Annotated in this window: 19 protein-coding genes and 1 pseudogene; 7 read left to right on the top strand and 13 right to left on the bottom strand. The window is 61.0% G+C overall.

Going from position 1 to position 19,801, the window contains the following annotated elements; translation table 11 throughout:
- Nucleotides 1-509 (top strand): annotated as a pseudogene (locus CO660_RS00525) (3-deoxy-manno-octulosonate cytidylyltransferase); the annotation flags it as partial.
- Nucleotides 510-581: 72 nt separating this feature from the next.
- Nucleotides 582-1,271, top strand: coding sequence for a glycosyltransferase (locus CO660_RS00520; protein WP_097596916.1), 690 nt, complete (start codon nt 582-584; stop codon nt 1,269-1,271).
- 39 nt (nt 1,272-1,310) lie between these two features.
- Here the strand turns inward: CO660_RS00520 and CO660_RS00515 are convergent, their stop codons facing one another.
- Complete coding sequence (locus CO660_RS00515) at nt 1,311-2,408, bottom strand: calcium:proton antiporter (protein WP_097596915.1); 1,098 nt, start codon at nt 2,406-2,408, stop codon at nt 1,311-1,313.
- Nucleotides 2,409-2,637: 229 nt separating this feature from the next.
- On the opposite strand from CO660_RS00515, the gene CO660_RS00510 reads away from it, so the two are divergent.
- Nucleotides 2,638-2,931, top strand: a complete 294-nt coding sequence (locus tag CO660_RS00510; protein ID WP_085778883.1) for a DUF2188 domain-containing protein — start codon at nt 2,638-2,640, stop codon at nt 2,929-2,931.
- A gap of 99 nt (nt 2,932-3,030) precedes the next feature.
- Here the strand turns inward: CO660_RS00510 and CO660_RS00505 are convergent, their stop codons facing one another.
- Complete coding sequence (locus tag CO660_RS00505; RefSeq protein WP_097596926.1) at nt 3,031-3,540, bottom strand: GrpB family protein; 510 nt, start codon at nt 3,538-3,540, stop codon at nt 3,031-3,033.
- Nucleotides 3,541-3,600: 60 nt separating this feature from the next.
- Nucleotides 3,601-4,503: a LysR family transcriptional regulator gene (locus tag CO660_RS00500; RefSeq protein ID WP_097596914.1), complete on the bottom strand. Its 903-nt coding sequence runs from the start codon at nt 4,501-4,503 to the stop codon at nt 3,601-3,603.
- 95 nt (nt 4,504-4,598) lie between these two features.
- On the opposite strand from CO660_RS00500, the gene CO660_RS00495 reads away from it, so the two are divergent.
- Nucleotides 4,599-5,621: an NAD(P)H-binding protein gene (locus CO660_RS00495; RefSeq protein WP_097596925.1), complete on the top strand. Its 1,023-nt coding sequence runs from the start codon at nt 4,599-4,601 to the stop codon at nt 5,619-5,621.
- Here CO660_RS00495 and CO660_RS00490 read toward each other — a convergent pair.
- From CO660_RS00490 to trxB, 5 genes are all read right to left on the bottom strand, one after another.
- The gene (locus CO660_RS00490; RefSeq protein ID WP_097596913.1) at nt 5,590-6,417 is read right to left on the bottom strand and encodes an aminoglycoside phosphotransferase family protein; all 828 of its coding nucleotides are present in this window, start codon (nt 6,415-6,417) and stop codon (nt 5,590-5,592) included. The two genes, CO660_RS00495 and CO660_RS00490, sit on opposite strands and share 32 nt — an antisense overlap.
- 276 nt (nt 6,418-6,693) lie before the next feature.
- The gene (locus tag CO660_RS00485) at nt 6,694-7,818 is read right to left on the bottom strand and encodes an alkene reductase (RefSeq protein ID WP_097596924.1); all 1,125 of its coding nucleotides are present in this window, start codon (nt 7,816-7,818) and stop codon (nt 6,694-6,696) included.
- 147 nt (nt 7,819-7,965) lie between these two features.
- Nucleotides 7,966-8,259: a metalloregulator ArsR/SmtB family transcription factor gene (locus CO660_RS00480; RefSeq protein WP_097596912.1), complete on the bottom strand. Its 294-nt coding sequence runs from the start codon at nt 8,257-8,259 to the stop codon at nt 7,966-7,968.
- A 553-nt stretch (nt 8,260-8,812) separates the two neighbouring features.
- On the bottom strand, nt 8,813-9,709 hold the full coding sequence (locus CO660_RS00475) for a LysR family transcriptional regulator VtlR (RefSeq protein ID WP_085778879.1): 897 nt from the start codon (nt 9,707-9,709) through the stop codon (nt 8,813-8,815).
- Between the two features lie 22 nt (nt 9,710-9,731).
- On the bottom strand, nt 9,732-10,706 hold the full coding sequence (trxB, locus tag CO660_RS00470; RefSeq protein WP_097596911.1) for a thioredoxin-disulfide reductase: 975 nt from the start codon (nt 10,704-10,706) through the stop codon (nt 9,732-9,734).
- A gap of 231 nt (nt 10,707-10,937) precedes the next feature.
- Here trxB and CO660_RS00465 point away from each other — a divergent pair, with 231 nt between their 5' ends.
- A complete protein-coding gene (locus CO660_RS00465) occupies nt 10,938-11,405 on the top strand; it encodes an Lrp/AsnC family transcriptional regulator (RefSeq protein ID WP_064695956.1) in 468 nt (155 codons plus the stop codon).
- A 212-nt stretch (nt 11,406-11,617) separates the two neighbouring features.
- Here CO660_RS00465 and CO660_RS00460 read toward each other — a convergent pair whose 3' ends face one another.
- On the bottom strand, nt 11,618-12,637 hold the full coding sequence (locus CO660_RS00460) for a 1-aminocyclopropane-1-carboxylate deaminase (protein ID WP_097596910.1): 1,020 nt from the start codon (nt 12,635-12,637) through the stop codon (nt 11,618-11,620).
- Between the two features lie 141 nt (nt 12,638-12,778).
- On the opposite strand from CO660_RS00460, the gene CO660_RS00455 reads away from it, so the two are divergent.
- The gene (locus CO660_RS00455; RefSeq protein WP_097596909.1) at nt 12,779-13,255 is read left to right on the top strand and encodes an Lrp/AsnC ligand binding domain-containing protein; all 477 of its coding nucleotides are present in this window, start codon (nt 12,779-12,781) and stop codon (nt 13,253-13,255) included.
- Nucleotides 13,256-13,280: 25 nt separating this feature from the next.
- Here CO660_RS00455 and CO660_RS00450 read toward each other — a convergent pair whose 3' ends face one another.
- Together CO660_RS00450 and CO660_RS00445 are read right to left on the bottom strand one after the other, a co-directional pair.
- Nucleotides 13,281-14,627 (bottom strand): sigma-54 dependent transcriptional regulator, encoded by a 1,347-nt coding sequence (locus CO660_RS00450; RefSeq protein WP_097596908.1) that lies wholly within the window; start codon nt 14,625-14,627, stop codon nt 13,281-13,283.
- Between the two features lie 3 nt (nt 14,628-14,630).
- Nucleotides 14,631-16,505, bottom strand: a complete 1,875-nt coding sequence (locus CO660_RS00445; RefSeq protein WP_097596907.1) for an ATP-binding protein — start codon at nt 16,503-16,505, stop codon at nt 14,631-14,633.
- A 224-nt stretch (nt 16,506-16,729) separates the two neighbouring features.
- Between CO660_RS00445 and CO660_RS00440 the strand changes: the two genes are divergently transcribed.
- The gene (locus CO660_RS00440; protein ID WP_097596906.1) at nt 16,730-18,064 is read left to right on the top strand and encodes a dicarboxylate/amino acid:cation symporter; all 1,335 of its coding nucleotides are present in this window, start codon (nt 16,730-16,732) and stop codon (nt 18,062-18,064) included.
- An 84-nt stretch (nt 18,065-18,148) separates the two neighbouring features.
- Here CO660_RS00440 and CO660_RS00435 read toward each other — a convergent pair whose 3' ends face one another.
- Nucleotides 18,149-19,207: a glycosyltransferase family 4 protein gene (locus tag CO660_RS00435; protein WP_097596905.1), complete on the bottom strand. Its 1,059-nt coding sequence runs from the start codon at nt 19,205-19,207 to the stop codon at nt 18,149-18,151.
- 26 nt (nt 19,208-19,233) lie between these two features.
- The gene (gene greA, locus CO660_RS00430) at nt 19,234-19,710 is read right to left on the bottom strand and encodes a transcription elongation factor GreA (RefSeq protein WP_004672775.1); all 477 of its coding nucleotides are present in this window, start codon (nt 19,708-19,710) and stop codon (nt 19,234-19,236) included.
- Nucleotides 19,711-19,801 lie beyond the last annotated feature (91 nt).

The raw sequence follows: 19,801 nt of genomic DNA, 5'->3' as shown, positions 1-19,801 counted from the left end.
GCGAGGAGAGCGAGGAGAGCCGCTTCGAAGGCGCTAAAGCCCGTCACCTCGATCTGACGCAAATGCTCGCCGATCTCTATCCGATCGGCAAGATCGCGACGAGCGGCTTTGCGGTCGCGTTGTGGCTCGCCGATCTGCAGTTGCCGGGCAAGATCCTGCTTGCCGGCTTTTCGGCGAAGCGGAGCGAGAAGTGGAAGGTGTTCGACGTTCACGATTGGACGTTCGAGCAGATCTTCCTGCGTCTCTTTGCGCGCATGGGTTCGATCTCGATGATGGGCGGCGTCGATGCCAGCCCCTATTCGGCGCTTGCCAAACGGTTTCCCGAGGTGCCGCCGATCGAGATCGCGATGACCGCGCTTGAAGTCTTGTCGGAGCGGCTCGACAATACGAACAGCCAGATCGACAGGCTGATGTCCGTCACTAAATTCATCCGCGCCGTCGACAATTTCTTTCGGCGGTTCAAACCGAAAACCCGCAAGCAGCGTTTTCTCGAAAAGTCGAAGGGATGACTATCGCAGGCCTTAGCTAACAGGCGTGGTGGCGAAGAAAGCTGTTGCCGATGCTGGCGATCAAGGTGGACAATGGAACAACAGAACGTCCGAATATTTGTGGGATTCGATCCCAAGGAAGTGGTCGCCTACCACGTTCTCGTGCAGAGCATCATCGAGAAGTCGTCGATCCCGGTCGAGTTCTCGCCCATTGCGCTCTCCAATCTTGGCGGGATTTTCACTCGCCAGCGCAACGCGCTGCAATCCACGGAGTTCTCCTTCTCGCGTTTCCTGACGCCCTATCTCAGTGGTTACGAGGGCTGGAGCATCTTCATGGATTGCGACATGCTGATGCGTGCCGATATCGCCGAGCTTTGGGCATTGCGCGACGAGCGTTACGCCGTCATGTGCGTCAAACACGATTACCGGCCGAAGATCGACACCAAGTTCCTCGGTCAGACGCAGACCAAGTACGAAAAGAAGAACTGGTCGAGCCTCATCCTCTTCAACAATCACGAATGCCGCACGCTGACGCCGGAATACGTCAATACCGCGACCGGGCTGCAACTGCATCAGTTCAAATGGCTGGAGAATGAAGACCTCATCGGCGAATTACCGGTGACGTGGAATTACCTCGTCAATGAATACGACTACCGCGAAGATGCCAAGAACGTCCATTTTACCGATGGCGGGCCATATTTCGAGGAATACAAGAACGACGATTACGCCGAGGAATGGTTCGCAGCCCGTGAACGCCTGCTCTTCGCCCAACAGCCCGCCTAAACAGCCTGTTCCGTCCCTTCCTCCGCGGGGAGGGAGGCCTCAGAGCCCCAGCGCCGTCAGCATGACGAAGGTGGCGAAGAGGATGAAATGTGTCATGCCCTCGATGGCGTTTGTCTCGCCGTCGTTGAGGTTGATCGCGGCGGCAATCAAGGTGATCGTCACCATCACCGTCTGCACCGGGGTCATTGCCATGATGAAGGGCTGGCCGGTATAGAGTGCGATCGCCTCCATCACGGGCACCGTCAGGATCACCGTCGATAGCGAGGCGCCCATGGCGATGTTGACGGTCGCCTGCATTCGATTCTTGAGCGCCGCCCGCAAGGCGGTCAGGATTTCGGGGGCGGCCGAAATCGCCGCGACGACGACGGCCGTCACAGCGATCGGCGTGCCGCTGTCGCGCAGGCCTTCGGTCATGAAGGCCGACATGAATTCCGCCAGCAGGCCGATAATGACGACGCCGACGAGAATGGTGGCGATCGAGGCGGCCGCCGGTCCGTCGGCGCCGTGTCCGTGGTGACTTTCCTTCTTCCGCTCGGAGCGCGGGTAGCTGTAGCTGAAGAAATAGCTGTGCTGGCCGACCTGCATGCGCAGGAAGAGGCCGTAGAGAGCGATCATCGCGATGATGGTGAAGGCGGAATAAAAGTGCCATTTGTCGCTCGGCACGAATTCCGGCACGATCATCGAAATGCCCATGGCGGTGAGGATCATCACGCCGTAGGTCTTGCCCGAATTGTCGTTGTAGGGCTGCTCCCCATGCTTGAGGCCGCCGAGGAGAGCTGCGAGACCGAGGATGCCGTTGATATCCAACATCAGGGCCGAGTAGATCGTGTCGCGCACGAGGGTTGGCGAGCTCTCGCCCCTCATCATGATAGCGAGAATGATGACTTCGACGGCGAGGGCCGAAAGTGTCAGGATCATTGTGCCGTAGGGATCACCGACCTTGACGGCGAGCAGTTCGGCATGATGGGCGACGCGGATCGAGGCGAGTACAATGGTGGCGACGAGTGCTGCGGCGGCGACGAGCGCCAAGCCGCGCCCCATCTCCATAATCGCATGCTCCAGAACGTGGGCGGTCAGCGCGACGACGAGTGCGGTGACCAGGAACTTCTCCTCTTTAAGGCGTGACGCGATGCCCAAATCTCAGCTCCCGTTGCGATTCACGCTTTTAAGTAAGTCACTGATTTCGGATGGGAAGCAAGCGGCGGCACTCTGCTATTTGCAGTCTTGGGCGTTTAATGGAATACTGACGCCCTCGGGGCCGGAAAGCAGATCGCGGCGTCCTCGAATTCTCGTCACGCGGCCGCGATGATCCGGACCCTGTCCGGAAGCATGCGAATGCGCAACAAGATGATGAGGAGACGGATGCATGATCAAGGTGGTCTATGAAGTCGTGCCACATGACGGCGGTTGGGCCTACAGGCTGGGAGGCGTCTATTCCGAGGCATTCCCGACCCATGCCGAGGCGCTCGAAGCTGCGCGCATCGTCGCGGCCGAACAGCAGGTCGGGGGCGATTCCGCCGAGATCAGCTGGCAGGACGAAAACGGCAAATGGCATGAGGAATATGCCGAGGGCGGCGACCGACCGGAAACCGAGGTGGTCGACGGCTTATGGCAGGAGCGTATGGCCGGAGCCTCGCAGAGCGCGGGACGTCAACCCTAAAGCGCGTCGCGATCTTTCAAATTCGCTTGCTGCGCTTTGGGCCTTTTGTTTCGCGCATGCCGTTATCGCAAAATCGCGCACACTTTTGCGCGACATGATCTATCCCTTCAATGCCCGCGTGACGATCGTGTCGACAAATTCGCGCTTCTCAGCGGTATAGCGATCGCCGTCCATTCTGAATTCGGCTGCCAGCCTGCGTTTGAGCGCGGCATAATCGGCCGCCGCCTCCGGATGTGCGATGAGATAATCCCGGAAAGCCAGCCTGTTTCGATGCGTGCCGTTGCCGGCCGGGCAAAGGTAGACCCGCTCCGCCGGCGCCGAATCTCTCGACAAAAATGCCCAAACCTCGTCGTCGTAGCGATTGCCGCGGGGCTCGTAGTTTTCCGAGAGAAGCACCTGCGTCGCAGGTTCGATATGCTTCAGACCGGGAAGAACGATGTCGATATCGATGAGCGGCTTGGCGGTCATATCAGGTATGGCGGTGCTGCCCACGTGATCGATAGCGAGCGCCTGCGGCAGCAAGGCCAGCAGCCTGGCTCGGATGCGCTGGAAAGCTTCCGGCCATTCCCTGTCATAACTCACGAGTTCAACCGGCTTGTGCATCGTCATCTCCATAGGAGCTGCGAGATTGCCCATGATTCTCACCAAAAATCGATCTCGTTTTTCTACTTACGCGCCGGTCGAGTGATGATGGTAGGCCCGGAGGCCCTTGACCAGCGCGTCGAACGTGGCGCGGCAGCGCGGTGAGGTCTTCAAGCTTTCGTGCATGACCACCCATGTGCCGAGCGGAATTTCGAACGCGTCGGGAAGGACATGCACGAGGTCGGGGTTTTCCCGTGCCAGTCCGATCTGGCAGAGACCGATGCCGACGCCAGCGCGGATTGCAGAGAGCTGGGCAAGATTGCTGTCGGTCCTGTAGGCGAATTTGATGCCTTCGGGCGCCGGATAGCGTTTCATCACCATGCGGACGTAGGCCGTCTGCCGGTCGAAGCCGATGAGCCGGTGGGTGGCGAGGTCCGCCATGGTTTGCGGAATGCCATGCCGTTCGAGATACCGTCGGTGGGCGTGGAAGCCGATCGGGATGTCGCCGATGCGGCGCACGATGAGAGTACGCTGCTGTGGCTCGGCCATGCGCACGGCGATATCGGCCTCGCGATTTACCAGATCTTCAATCGCATCGGATGCCGAGAGCTCGATGTGGAGTTCGGGATAGGCTTCCTGCAGCGGCCCGAGAATCCGAGGCAAGACTTCGACGGCGACGACCTCGCTGGCGCTGACTCTGACCGTTCCGGCTACCTTCTCTCGCTCACCGGATGCCGTGCGCAAAAGGGCAGCGACGGTTGCCGACAGCGTTTCGGCATAGGGTTTCAGCGCCTGTGCGGCGTCGGTCGGCAGGAGGCCGTTCGGCGACCGGATGAAGAGCTCGGCGCCGATCGCCTGTTCCAGAGCAGCGACATGACGGCCTATGGTCGGCTGGGTCAGCCCCAGTTCGCGCGCAGCCGCCGAAAGCGACCCCTGCTGGAGCACGGTCAGGAAACTGCGGTAGAAATCCCAGCTTGGTTCGAGCGTCATATGTTTTTGTATAGCTGAGCCACTCATTTCGTCAATTTTGTTTATCCGGAAGCAGGAGCATAGTCATCTCGTTGCAATTGAAGGAGATGATTGCGATGAATGGAGAGATGAAGATCACGGCACTGGTTCTCGGCGCGACCGGCGGCATCGGCGGCGCGATCGCGCGCAAGCTTCTGGCCCGTGGCTGGCGCATCAGGGCGCTCAACCGTGACGCCGCCAAGGCGTCGAAGAACGGGCCGGCATTCGAATGGGTGCAGGGCGACGCGATGAATGCCGGCGACGTGCTGGAGGCGGCTGAAGGTGTTGGCCTGATTGTCCACGCGGTCAATCCGCCCGGCTATCGCGATTGGGAAAGGCTGGTGCTGCCGATGCTCGACAATACGATCGCTGCCGCTCGCATCGCCGGTGCCCGCATCGTGCTGCCGGGCAACGTCTATAATTTCGGTCCCGATGCCCTGCAGTCGCCGACGGAGGAAAGCCCACAGTGTCCCCTTACAAAGAAGGGAGCGATCCGGGTCGAGATGGAAAAGAGACTGAAGGCGGCCGCGCAATCGGGCACCGGTGCCATCATCGTCCGTGCCGGCGATTTCTTCGGTCCGGGCGCAACGGCCAATAGCTGGTTCTCATCGGGGCTGGTGACGCCGGGCAAGCCGGTCGGCACCATCAAGAATCCGGGGCGACGCGGCATCGGCCATCAGTGGACCTATCTGCCGGATATGGCGGAAACCATCGCCCAACTCATCGAGCGGGCCGATCGGCTGCCGTCCTTCGCCATCTATCACATGGATGGCTTCTGGGATGCGGATGGCATGCAGATGGCAGAAGCGATCAAGCGTGTCGCCGGCGGCAAGGCGAAGATCAGGCGCTTTCCCTGGTGGATCGTGCCGCTCGCCGCGCCCTTCATTCCGTTGATGCGGGAGATCAACGAGATGCGCTATCTCTGGAAAGTGCCGCTCAGGATGAACAACGCGAAGCTTGTGGCCGAACTTGGCGAGGAGCCGCGCACACCGATCGATGAGGCGGTAAGAGCCTCACTCGTGGCGCTCGGCTGCCTGCCCGAAGCGCATCGTGACACCGCGGCCGCCTTTATCGGGCATACGCTGCAGAAGGCGCCTTAGGCCGCCAGCTCGCCAGCGCGATGCGCGCGACCTTCAAGGCAGTCTCCGCCTGTTCGATATTGGGGTCGCCAAGAAACCAGGCGGCGGAAAGGCCGGAATAGGCGGCGATCCATTGCAGCAGCCGCTTCGGCTCCAGCCCCGCCTCCGCAGAGACGATGGCGAGCTGGCGGCGAAAGCGGGCGGGGTCGGTGATCGACGGCAATTCCTCGTTGGCGAAGATATTGGCGAAATCGAAACCGCGCTCGCCGTGGAGCCGTTTCGGATCGATCGCCAGCCAACCGCGCTCCTCGAAATCGAGAATGTTGCCGTGGTGGATATCGCCGTGGAGGACGGCGAGATCGCGCGGATCGGCAAGGAGGGCGTTGGCGATCGCAGAGCAATCGGCAAGCGTGCCGCCATGTTTGCCGGCGGCCGGCTCGAGATCACGGAACCAGCGGGTGAGGGGAATGGGATCGGGGAGCGGTCTTTCGCGCGGCGCATGCAGCCGCGCGGCGGTGCGGCAGAGAATGCGGCTCGCTTCGTCGTCTTCTCCGTCCATCGCCATGACAAGCAGGGAGCGTTTCCCGGTTGCCCTTTCCAGCAACACAGCGTCGCCTTCGTGTGCGTAGACATGAGCCGCACCGTCGCCCTCCCACCACTGCATCAACAGTGCGCCGTATCGTTCGTCGATATCCGTCGCCACTTTCAGCATGGCGGGTCTGTCCTGCCAGAGGACCGGCAGCAGACGGCTCGAATGGGTGATGATGGGCTCGCCGTCCGATATGAGCGACCAGCGATCGAGATAGGGAGCAAACATGCATCCTATATAGGGATATTGAACGCAGAAATTCCATCTCTCGGCAAGATTTCTGCGTTTTTCGACAAAGTCTCCTCCGCCATGCCAGGCCTTGTGCCGAGCATCTGACCACGGCAATTGCCTGGGAGGAAAACATTTATTTTCAGTCGCTTAATTGGATCGGCTGAGATCCTCGGCACAAGGCCGAGGTGACGTGCCGGGGTTGGAGCAGTTTGTTTCACCATCCTGAGAAATCCCGCCTCTCGGCGGAATTTCTCGATTCGTACTCAGGCAGCCTCAGGCGACCCTTTCGAGGGCGGGATAGTCGAGGTAGCCCTTGGCGGTGCCGCCGTAGAAGGTCGATTGGTCGGGCGTGTTGAGCGGCAGGTTCTTTGCCACCCTTTCGACGAGATCGGGATTGGCGATGAAGGGTTTGCCGAAGGCGATCAGATCGGCGCGGCCGCTTTCGGCGGCGTCGATTGCGAGATCGCGGTCATAGCCGTTATTGACCATCCAGCTGGCCTTGCCGCCGGCCTTCTCATAAGCTTGGCGCAGCGCCTTGTAATCGAAGGAGGGGTTGTCGCCCTGCCGGTAATCACGGTCGCCGCCGGTCTGGCCTTCGATGACGTGGATATAGGCGAGGCCGTATCTGGCCAGCCCCTCGACGACATGGGTGAAGGTCGCCTGCGGATTGGAATCGTAGCTTTCGCCAGAGGGCGTTACCGGCGAAATGCGGATTGCGGTGCGGCCTGCGCCGATTTCCTTCACGATCGCATCGACGACCTCGAAGGTGAGGCGGGTGCGGTTTTCGATCGAGCCGCCATATTGGTCGGTGCGGTCGTTGACGCCATCGCGGATGAACTGATCGAGCAGATAACCATTGGCGCCATGGATCTCGACACCGTCGAAGCCGGCGTCGACGGCGGCGCGGGCCGCCCTTCGGTAATCCTCGATGATGCCGGGAATTTCGGACGTTTCGAGCGCGCGCGGCTCAGAGGTATCGGCAAAGCTGCCGCTGCCGTCGGCATTGACCAGATAGGTCTTGGCCTTGGCGATACGATTGGTCGAGGAGACCGGCTTGCCGCCGTCCGGCTGCAGCGTCGTGTGCGAGATGCGGCCGACATGCCACATCTGGACGACGATCCTGCCGCCGGCTGCGTGGACGGCGTCGGTCACCCGCTTCCAGCCGTCGAGCGCTTCCTTGCTGTAAAGGCCAGGCACGTCGGCGTAACCCTGGCCCTGATGGGTGATCGCGGTCGCTTCGGTGATGATCAGACCCGCGGTGGCGCGCTGGCGGTAATATTCGACATTGAGGTCATTGGGGATAGCACCCGGCGAGCGGTTGCGGGTGAGCGGCGCCATGACGATGCGGTTCTTGACTGAGATGTTGCCAACCTTGGTGGGTTCAAAAAGCTTGGCCATGATGGTCCTTTCTTTTGCGGGAGGATCACTCTGCGGGGCGAGGGCGGCCCGGCCCTTAGCGGAGAGATAGGTGAACGCCATCGCACCCGGGCTGATGAGGGCCATCAGGGCTGCGGCGAGTGGAACGCGGGTGACGAGAAGGGCATTCTAGAGATCCTGTGTCAGCTGCTTGAGGAAAGCAGCGATCGCTTCTTCGTTGCGCTTGTAGAAGATCCACTGGCCGACGCGTCTGGTGGTGACGAGGCCGGCGCGCTGCAGGGTTCCGAGATGAGCCGAGACGGTGGATTGAGATAGGCCGCAGCGCTCGAACTGGCTGGCGCAGACGCCCATTTCAAAGGGATGCTCCTGCGTGGGGAAATGTTCCTCGGGATTCTTCAGCCAGCTCAGAATGTCCATCCGGGTGGGGTGGGCGAGGGCCTTGATAATCTCGTCTTTGTCCATCGTTGTTTGCCGAACTATAAATCGTGTTTGAACGATATATTGATCGTTGAATGCCGATATGCAAATCACGGACACGTGAGGCGGCGGCTTTTGTCGATTGAGCAAATTTTGGGCAAAAAAAGAGGGCCACCGGAAAAACCAGGGCCCTTTGAATTGTGAAGGTCAATAACCTCCAGAGGGGAACAGCTAATGCGGTGGAACTGGGAGAGAAACCACGAAATGCATCAGCTGAGTTGGATATGGTGCTTCCTTAGGCAGGTTTCAATGCTTTTTTGTGCATGCCTGCTATGCGCCGCACAAATTTTTTGCGGCGCGGCATTTGTCGAGGCGGCAAGGCAAAAAAAGAGGGCCGCTGGAAAACCAGGGCCCTTATAAGTGTGAAGGTTCAAAAACCTCCAGAGGGGAACAGCTAATGCGGTGGAACTGGGAGGAAAAGCCACCATGTGCATCAGCTATGTGCGATATGGTGGTTTAATGGGCAAACGGCAACCCTCATTTGTGCATGCCAGTCATGCGCTCACCGCATAGTAGGGAAACATTCCATAAATCTGGCTTAAAAATTCCAGTTTCTGGCTTTGCTGACAATGAAATCGCGGAAAGCTTTCAGCTTGGCGGCATTCTTGATTTCGTCAGGATAGCAAAAATACGTGTCGAACGACGGTACGTCAGCATTGATCGGCAGCTGAATAAGGCCAGGATCGCGGCCAACGATATAGTCCGGCAGGCAGGCAACGCCGATTCCGAGCAGGCAGGCGCGCTTGATCGAAGTCTGGCTGTTGATTTGTAGATGCGGGATCCGCTTGTTGTCGGACGAACGGCCAGCCACTTCGAGCCAGTTGACATCGAGCAGGTAACTCGGCGCCGGTTCGCCGAAGGTGATAATGCGGTGATTGTCGAGGTCCTCGATCTTCTGAGGTTCGCCATGGCGGTTGATGTAGGAAGGTGCCGCATAGACGTGCATGTGCACGGTGAAGAGCTTGCGCTGGATGAGGTCGGACTGCTGCGGCTGACGAAGGCGGATTGCGCAGTCGGCGTGGCGCATGTTCACATCCACTTCCTCATTGTCGAGGATGAGCTGGATCTGCACATCGGGATAAAGCTGCAGGAACTCCTGAATCTTGTCGGTCAGCCAGCCCTGGCCGAGGCCGACAGTCGTGGTGACGCGCAGCTTGCCGGACGGCGTCTCGGTCGTCTCGGTCAACTGCATCTTGACGGTTTCGAGCTTCAGCAGCACGTCATGAGCGGTGCGGTAGAGCAGTTCGCCCTGTTCCGTCAGGATTAGGCCGCGCGCATGGCGGTGAAACAGCTTGGTGCCGACATCCTGCTCCAGCGCGCTCACCTGGCGGCTGATGGCGGATTGGGACAGATGCAGTTTATCAGCCGCATGCGTGAACGAACCCGCCTCGGCAGCTGCGTGGAAGATACGCAGCTTGTCCCAATCCAATGGCATTCCCCCACCCCTCATGCCGGTTTTACTCCGCGGCCACGGCGACGGGCATGTGGCCCGTCAGGTAGCGCTCGGCTTCGAGTGCTGCCATGCATCCCATGCCGGCGGCGGTAATCGCCTGGCGGAACGTATCGTCGGTCACGTCGCCGGCGGCATAGACCCCTTCCAGGCTGGTCGCGGTCGAATCAGGCGCCGTCCAGAGATAGCCATTCTCCTTGAGCTTCAGCTTGCCCTTGAACAGCTCGGTTGCCGGGGCATGACCTATGGCGACGAAGACGCCGTCGACCGGCATTTCGGTGATCGCGCCGGTCCTGACGTCGCGCAGGCGCGCGCCGGATACGGATTGCGGCATCGGTGGCTTGGGCGGCGTGCCGGTGATCTCGGCCACTTCGGTATTCCACAACACCTTGACGTTTTCCTTCGCGAACAGGCGCTCCTGCAGGATCTTTTCGGCGCGGAAAGAATCGCGGCGGTGAGCGACGGTTACCGACTTGGCGATGTTGGAGAGGTAGAGCGCCTCTTCGACGGCGCTGTTGCCGCCGCCGACCACGATGACATCCTTGTTGCGATAGAAGAAGCCGTCGCAGGTGGCGCAGGCCGAAACGCCGAAGCCCTGGAAATGCTGTTCGCTCTCGATGCCGAGCCACTTGGCCTTGGCGCCGGTGGCGATGATCAGCGTATCGGCGGTCCAGACCTGGCCGCTGTCGGTGCGGGCGACGAAGGGGCGCTGGTTGGTGTCGACTTCGGTCACTAGATCGTTGACGATCTCGGCGCCGACATGTTTTGCCTGCTGCAGCATCTGGTCCATCAGCCACGGACCCTGGATCGGATCGGCAAAGCCGGGATAGTTCTCGACATCGGTGGTGATCATCAACTGGCCGCCCTGTTCGAGGCCGGCGATCAGAACCGGCTTCAGCATGGCGCGCGCGGCATAGACCGCGGCAGTATAGCCCGCAGGTCCGGAACCGATGATGAGCACCTTTGTGTGGCGGGCGGGCATGTCATTTCCTTTCGACTGGCAGGAGGGCGGCGGCTAAAGTGCGATTACGGCCGTTTCGCGGTCCATGCGCCATTTATGAACGTCCAATGCTTTTATTCAAGGGCAGCCTTGCATTACCAACAAGGCAAATCGCCTTGCTGTGCAAGAATCCGTCATCGGCTTGAAACTTTCTTGCGTATTCCGCCGCTTTATATAGAAGCTCGCCGCGAAGAATTAAAGAAAGGCCATGATGTGGGTCGCACGGAACTCGACGTCATCGACATAAAGATCCTCCGGGAGCTGCAGGCCGACGGCCGCATGACCAATGTCGAACTCGCCGACCGTGTCGGCATATCGGCGCCGCCCTGCCTGCGCCGGGTGCGCAAGCTCGAAGAAGCCGGCATCATCGAGGGCTATCACGCCATGCTGAACAGCCCGAAGCTCGGCTTCGACTTGGTGGCTTTCTGCATGGTCGGCCTCAAACATCAGTCGGAAGGCAACCTCAAGGCGTTTGCCGCCGCCACCACCGAATGGCCGCTGGTGCGCCAGGCCTGGATGGTCTCGGGCGACAGCGATTTCCTGCTGCATTGCGTCGCTGAAAATCTCACCCATTTCCAGGATTTCGTCATCGAGATTCTGACGGCGAACGAGCATGTCGACACCGTCCGCACCATGCTGACGATCCGGCAAGTGAAGAAGCTCGGACTGGTAGAGGTCTAGGGCCAGGCCACACTCAGCCCCAACGGATCTGCAAAGCGCGATTTCCTGTGCTCACGTAGCTGAATTACGCTGCGCTCCAGTGCTCGAAAATCCCACTTTCCGGCGCCACCTGAACGGACTGTCGATCGGCCCTGGGCCGGAAACGACGCCGTCTGTCTGATCGAGAGAGCATCGCATCCGACGGCGACACTCTCCTTCCGACCCCTGGGGACCTATCCCTCTCGATAATAGTAGCTGTAGCCATTGAGCGCCGGGGCGCCCCCAAGATGGGCGTAGAGAACCTTCGAACCCTCGGGGAAGAAGCCTTTGCGCGTCAGGTCTATGAGGCCCTGCATGGATTTTCCTTCATAGACCGGATCGGTGATCATCGCCTCGGTGCGGGCGGCAAGGCGTATGGCCTCGTTGGTTTCCTCTGACGGTACTCCGTAGGCCGGATAGGCATAGTCGGGATTGATGACAATTTCGTCGTCTCGAATGGCTCGGCCCAGCCCGACCAGCTCAGCAGTATTGTCGACGATATGGCGGACCTGGGCTCGCGTCTGATCGAGCGTGCCCGACGCATCGATGCCGATCACGCGGTCGGCGCGGTCCTGCGCGGCGAAGCCGACAATCATGCCGCCTTGAGTCGATCCGGTGACGACGCACACGACGACGTAGTCGAATCTGAAGCCGAGTTCTACTTCCTGCTTGGCCACTTCTTCGGCAAAGCCGATATAGCCGAGGGCGCCGTATTTATGCACCGAGGCGCCCGCGGGGATGGGATAGGGCTTGCCACCCGCGTCCTTCACGGACTGGATGGCATCTTCCCAGCTCTTTCGGATGCCGATGTCGAAACCGTCATCAACAAGGCGGCTGTCGGCGCCCATCAGCCGCGTCATCAGGATGTTGCCGACGCGATCATAGACGGCGTCATAGTGCGGCACCCATTTCTCCTGGATCACCACGCATTTCATGCCGATCTTGGCGGCGGTGGCGGCGACCATGCGGGTATGGTTGGACTGCACGCCGCCGATGGAAACCAGTGTATCGGCACCCGAGGCGATTGCGTCCGGCACGATATATTCGAGCTTTCTGAGCTTGTTGCCGCCCATGGCGAGGCCCGAATTGCAGTCGTCGCGTTTGGCGTAGATCTGCACCTTTCCGCCGAGCGCTGCCGTCAACCGCGGGAGATGCTCGATCGGTGTCGGGCCGAAAGTGAGGGGATAGCGTTCGAATTTTTCGAGAAGGGACATCAGGCGGCTCCGTCGTGTGGCATCGGCTCCGATTTTAAGGCAAACGCTGTGAGAGGTGCTCTCTATTTTGCGAGTAAAGCTTTTGTAACGTGCAGATTTCTTGTACATGAATGAAACTTTCAGTGATTGCATACTCAAAATGTGAAAGTTTCTTTCATGGAGCCGCTGGACCGGATCGACGTCAAGATTCTGAGGGCTTTGCAGGCGGAAGGTCGGCTGACGAATGCCGAACTTGCCGAACGCGTCAACGTCAGTCCCGCCACCTGTCACAGGCGCACGCAGCGTCTGTTCGACGATGGCTACATCACGGGCGTGAGAGCGGAGGTGGCACCCGCCTCGGTCGGTCTCGGGGCACTCGTCATGGTCGGTGTCGTGCTCGACCGCTCCACGCCGGAGAGCTTTGCAGCCTTTGAAAGTGCGGTGCTCGAATTGAAGGAAGTCCTCGACTGTAACCTCGTCGCCGGTGACTTCGATTATCTGCTCAAGATCAGGGTTCGCGACATGGCTGATTTCAACAAGCTGCACGGGCAAAAACTGATCGCGCTGCCCGGCGTCAGGCAGACCCGCACATTTTTCGTCATGAAGGAAGTCAAGGAGGATGCGCGTCTGCCGTTCTGACAGCGCGGTTCAACGCCGGTTCGGCTCACTTGCCCTTGATGTAGCCGCCGCGGCTGATGCCGTGGCGCTGGAGCTTGTCGTAAAACGTCTTTCTGGGGATGCCGAGCGCTTCGATGGTGCGGCGCACGTCGCCGTCATTCGCCGAAAGCGCGTCGCGGATGATCTCCGCCTCGTAGCGTTCCAGCCGTTCGGGCAACGTGCCGCCGGTCGGCTGCGGGGGAACGAGCGTCGCTCCGCCGCCCTCAACGCCCAGCACCACCCGTTCGGCATAGTGGGAGAGTTCGCGGACGTTGCCCGGCCATGCGTGGGTGACAAGATGCCGCCGAACATTCTCTGAAAGCTGCGGGACATCGCGGCGGAAGCGCTCGGCCGCGCGGGCGGCGAAATGGGAAAACAGCAGCGGAATATCGTCGCGGCGCTCCCTCAGCGGCGGAATGGAAATCGTCACGACATTCAGCCGGTAATAGAGATCCTCGCGAAAATCGCCGCGCACCTCGGGATCGCCGAGGTCGATCTTGGCGGCTGCGACGACGCGCAGATCCACCGGGCGCACCTCGTTGGTGCCGAGCGGGGTGATTTCGCGCATCTCCAGCACTCTCAGCATCTTGACCTGCGTGGCCAGAGGCATGCTCTCGATCTCGTCGAGGAAAAGCGTGCCGCCGCCTGCATGTTCGATTCGGCCGGTGCGGCGCTTCTGCGCGCCGGTAAAGGCGCCGGCCTCGTGGCCGAACAGCTCGCTTTCGATGACCGTTTCGGGTAGCGCCCCACAGTTCAGCGCCACGAAATTGCCTTTCCGGCGGTGGCTCCACTGATGCAGGATCTGCGCGACCACTTCCTTGCCGCTGCCGGTCTCGCCGGCAACGAGCACGTCGACGTCGGTATCGGCGATGTGGCGAAGAATTTTTCTGAGATTCTCCATGACGGGCGTCTGGCCGATCAGCGGCAAAGTCTCTTGCGCATCTTCGGCTCCTTTGCGCAGCATGCGGTTTTCCAGAACGAGCCGACGTTTTTCGCTGGCGCGGCGCACGCTCTGGACGAGCCTGTCGGCAGGGAAGGGCTTGGCGATGAAATCATAGGCGCCATCCTGAATGGCCTGTACGGCCATCGGAATATCGCCGTGGCCGGTCATCAATATCACCGGCAGGTCGGCATCCATGCCTTGCAGCATGGCGAAGAGTTGCAGCCCGTCGATCTCGGGCATGCGAATATCGCTGACGACGGGGCCGGCGAAGTCCGCCGGCAGGTCCGCCAGCGCCGCCTTGGCGCCATCATAGGCGAAAACGGAGAAGCCGGCGAGCTCCAGCGTCTGGGCTGTGGCGCGGCGCAGGTCCCTGTCGTCGTCGATCAGCGCAACCGGGCTCCGTGTGTCCATGACCTAAGCCTTCCTCAGATGAACGATGAACCGGCTTCCTTCGCCATTGCTCTCAACCTCCATCCGGCCGCCGTAATCGCCGACAATATCCTTGGAGATGACGAGCCCGAGGCCGAGACCACTCTCCTTCGATGTGTTGAACGGCGTGAACAGGCCCTTGCGGATTTCAGGCGAAATGCCGGGGCCGTTGTCGACGACCGTCAGGGTCACCATGTCCGCATCGGTTGATGTTCTGACCTCGACGCGCCCCGCCTCAGCCTTCGGCGCCACTGCCTCCAGGGCGTTCTGAAGCAAATTGATGAGCACCTGCTCGAGGCGGATCCGGTTTCCCATGACCTGCAGCGCGGCCGGCGGCAGCTCGATGTCAAGCGTATCCATGCGGCCGGCAAAGCGGCTGCGCAACAGCATCACCGCACCCTCGATGACTTCCCTCAGGCCAGTCGGCTCGGCACTGCTGCGGCCCTTGCGGGCGAAGGTCTTCAACTCCTCGGTGATCGTGCCGATGCGCTCCGTCAGCGCCGCGATGTTCTGAAGATTATCGCCGGCAGGCGCGGTTTGGCCGCGCTCGAGGAAGGTGCGGGCATTGTCGGCATAGGCGCGGATGGTCGCCACCGGCTGGTTGATCTCGTGGGCGACGCCGGCGGCCACCTGGCCCAGGATTGCCAGCCGGTTGGCCTGCACCAGATCCTGCTGTACCGCCTGGAGCTTCTGCTCCGTGCTGCGGTGACCGGTGATCTCGGCCTGTAGGCGATCCCGGGCCTGGCTGAGATCGAGCGTCCGCTCGGCTACGCGCTGTTCCAGTTCTTCGCGCGCCTGCTGTTCGCTGAAGATCCTGAGCGTGATCGTCTGGCGGCGGCGCACGAGGAAGGCGGCGCCTGCCAGAAGCGGCAAAAGCAAGAGCAGCGCCAGCATGCGCGTTTCGCGGACCGCCGCATCGACGGACGGCCCCAGCGCTACAAGATGCTGCAGATGCCACCTGGTTGCGGGGACTGGCATCGCGACCCCAAGGAAGCTGGTTTTTCCGGCGCCGCCGGGCATGACGATCTCGACGACGTCAAGCCGGTCACCCAGGTGTCGGACGATATCGAGCGGCAATGGCTGAAGCGGCGCATCACCAAATTGCAGGCTCTCGCGGATCGCCGTCAGCCGATCCTCGGCGATCCGGCCGATCGTCATGAACCGCCATGAGGGAACGCTTGTTATGAGGACGATGCCGCGATCGTCGATGACGTAGGACGGTGCGCCCGAGGCATTCCAATCCGCCTCGACATCGTCGAATTCCACCTTGACGACGACGACGCCCAGAAGACCGCTGCTGCCTGATATCCGCTGGGAAATATAAAGGCCCGGCTTCTTGCTGACCGTCCCGAGCGCGAAATGTTCGGCCTGTCCTTCGGTGACCGCGCCCTGGAAGTATTCGCGAAAACGATAGTCATTGCCGACGAAGCTCGTCGGTTCGCGCCAATTGCTGGCCGAAACCGCGATGCCGTTCTTGTCTATGACATAGATGACGGCAGCCTTCGTGCCGGCAGCCAGCGTCTCCAGCTTCCGGCTGAGCTCATCGAATGTGGCGGCGTCGCGCCCCGCCAAGGCGGCGCCGAGCGCGGTATCCTGCGACAGCACGAAGGGCAGCGCCCGGTATTTTTCGAGGACCGTGCGCAGCAGCGCTACATTCATCCTCGCATCGGTGCGTGCTTGTTCCTCCAGGGCCGCCTCTGCCCGGCGCCGGCCGATCTCGCCGCTGACCCAGAGGCTTGCGAGGACGGCCGAGAGGGCGAGCACTGCATAGGCCCACCACATCCGGCGGATGCGGTGCTGCAAGGGCAAGGAGGGCCAAGGCCTTTGCGAGACTGACAAGGACATGGGGGATTTGTGCATCTTTCCGCACGAGACGCAAATAGATTTGTGTGGTTTTTCGCATCTCCTGAAAGACCCAAGGGCCCATGGAAAGTTTTTATGCAGGAAATACAACACTCTAAAAAGGCTACGCGAAACTGGCACGGCGCTTGCGAAAGAGATGGCAACAACGGCTGAGCTGTTGGAGTGAAGCGAACGGCTCGGGAGGCCGGAGTTCGTTCCGGACGAGCCTTTAGGAGGACATCATGATCGCAGCACCATTCGATGCAGTCGCGGACAGCAAGCGAAGAAAACCCTTTTATGCCCATCTTTACGTTCAGGTTCTCGCCGCCATCGCCGCGGGTATCCTGCTCGGCCATTTCTACCCCGAACTCGGCACGCAGCTGAAGCCGCTCGGCGATGCCTTCATCAAGCTCGTCAAGATGATCATCGCGCCGGTCATCTTCCTGACGGTTGCGACCGGTATTGCCGGCATGAGCGACTTGAAGAAGGTCGGCCGCGTCGCCGGCAAGGCAATGCTCTACTTCCTGACCTTCTCGACCTTGGCGCTCGTCATCGGCATGGTCGTCGCCAATGTCATTCAGCCCGGCGCCGGCATGAATATCGATCCGGCTTCGCTCGACCCGAAGGCCGTCGCCACCTTTGCCGAGAAGGCGCATGAGCAGAGCATCGTCGGCTTCCTCACGAATATCATCCCCACGACGATTGTCGGCGCCTTTGCCGATGGCGATATTCTGCAGGTATTGTTCTTCTCGGTGCTGTTCGGCATTGCGCTCGCCATGGTCGGCGAAAAGGGTGAGCAGGTCGTGACCTTCCTCAATGCGCTGACGGCTCCTGTCTTCAAACTTGTCGCCATCCTGATGAAGGCCGCCCCGATCGGTGCCTTCGGCGCCATGGCCTTCACCATCGGCAAGTACGGCATCGGTTCGATCGCCAACCTCGCCATGCTGATCGGCACCTTCTACATCACCTCGCTGCTCTTCGTTCTGGTCGTGCTCGGCGCCGTCGCCCGCTATAACGGCTTCTCGATCCTGACGCTGCTGCGCTACATCAAGGAAGAGCTGCTGCTGGTTCTCGGCACCTCGTCGTCCGAGGCCGCACTGCCAGGGCTGATGAACAAGATGGAAAAGGCCGGCTGCAAGCGCTCGGTCGTCGGCCTCGTCATCCCGACAGGCTATTCCTTCAATCTCGACGGCACCAATATCTACATGACGCTGGCCGCCCTCTTCATTGCCCAGGCAACCGGCATCCAGCTCTCCTGGGGTGATCAGATCCTGCTGCTGCTCGTGGCGATGCTGAGCTCGAAGGGGGCCGCTGGAATCACCGGCGCCGGCTTCATCACGCTTGCCGCGACGCTCTCCGTCGTGCCCTCCGTGCCGGTCGCCGGCATGGCGCTTATCCTCGGCATCGACCGCTTCATGTCGGAATGCCGGGCGCTGACCAACCTCGTCGGCAATGCGGTCGCGACGATCGTCGTGGCACGCTGGGAAAAGGAACTGGATACCGCGCAGCTCGCCGCAGCTCTCGGCGGCCAGACGGAAGAGGGCGTCCCGGCTGTGACGCTTCAGCCGGCGGAATAAAAGGCGGCTTTGTTCGCCCCTCTTGGATATTTGCAGCGGCCCGTCATGTGATGGGCCGTCGCTTTTTGCTGAATCTCGTTCTGCTCAGCCACGATTGTCGCCGAGAAGGCGCTCATAGACGGCGCCGATCGCGTTTGCTTCTTTTTCCAACGCGAAATTCGCCCGGACATGACGCAATGCATTCTCGCCATGCGCGATCGCCAGCGACGGATCTGCGATATAGGGGGCGATTGCCCGCGTCAGCGCTTCGCCGTCGCCAGCCGCCACCACCGAGCCGGTCTCGCCTTCGGCGATGAGTTCGGCATAGGCGCCCGCATCCGATGCCACCACCGCGGTCCGCGAGGCCATGGCTTCGAGCGGCGTCAGACCGAAGCCCTCATTGCGGGAAGGGGCTACGTAAAGCGTCAAACGGCGATACCAGATTTTGATATCGGGCACTTCACCGAGGAAAAGGATACGGTCGGCGAGGCCCGCGGCGGCGACATCGGCCTTGAGCTTTTCGCCGAAGGCGGTGTGCTCCGCCGTCACGCGGCCGGAGACGACGGCCGTCCATTCGGGGTGCTGCGGCAAGAGTTCGATCATCGCTTGGACGAAGAGATCGGTGCCTTTCTGATGGCGCACGCGGCCGAAGCAGCCGACGAGATAGCGTCCGCGCAGCCCGGTGGCGCCAATGCCATCGTCGGCCGTTTCCGGCGGGTGGAACAAGGAAAGGTCGACGCCGTGCTGGATGACCGTGTGAGGCACCTCGAGAAAGGAGCCGGAACGGTCGCTGGTCGCGATTACCGCATCCATGCGGCGGATCAGCCATTTCGTATAGGCGGTGTGACGGCGTTGCGCGGCCGAGGTGAAGAGCAGCTTCAGCGGCATGCGCAGGACATGGCAAAGCAGGATGCCGACGGCCATCTCATTGTTGCGGCGGGCGTGCCAGACGCGGTGACGGCGCCGGGCCGGCGGGCGCCACAGCCCAAAAAGCTGCGCCCAACTCAGTTTTGGCAGGCCCTCCGGCAGGCCCGGCCCCAGCGTTGCTATGCGCATGCCAAGCCGGATCTGGCACGGGATGAGCTGGACGATGGTCGAGGTGACGCCGGAGAGCCGGCGCTTGAAATTGGGCGCGATGATCTCGACGTCACGAATGTCCGGCAAGGATGAATCTCATGTCTGGCGGGCGATCAGCCCCAGGAAACCTGGAGGATTTCGTAGGCCTTGGAGCCACCCGGTGCGTTGACCTCGATGGAATCGCCGACTTCCTTGCCGATCAGCGCACGCGCGATCGGGGAGGAGATGGAGATGCGGCCGGCCTTGACGTCGGCTTCCTGGTCGCCGACGATCTGGTAGGTCTTTTCTTCCTCGGTGTCCTCGTCGACGAGCTTCACCTTGGCGCCGAACTTGATCTTGTCGCCCGACATCTTGGTGAGATCGATAACCTCGGCGCGCGCCGTCAGGTCTTCCAGCTCGGTGATGCGGCCCTCGTTGTGGCTCTGGGCTTCCTTCGCGGCGTGGTATTCGGCATTTTCGGAAAGGTCGCCATGAGCACGGGCTTCGGCGATCGCCTCGATGATTCGGGGACGCTCTTCCTGCTGACGCCAGCGCAGTTCTTCCTGCAGCTTGACGAAACCACCCTGTGTCATCGGTACCTTATCAACCATTTTTCTGTCCTTCACTCCTTGCGGCCGCCCGTCTTGCGTCAGCACAGTCAGGCACACACAAAAGAAAACAGGTCCCGAAGGGGAGCTTCGG

The sequence above is a fragment of the Rhizobium sp. L9 genome (genome assembly GCF_002531885.1).
Taxonomy (GTDB): domain Bacteria; phylum Pseudomonadota; class Alphaproteobacteria; order Rhizobiales; family Rhizobiaceae; genus Rhizobium.
Note: the sequence above shows the minus strand (reverse complement) of the source record. Positions and strands in the feature narration are given on the sequence as shown.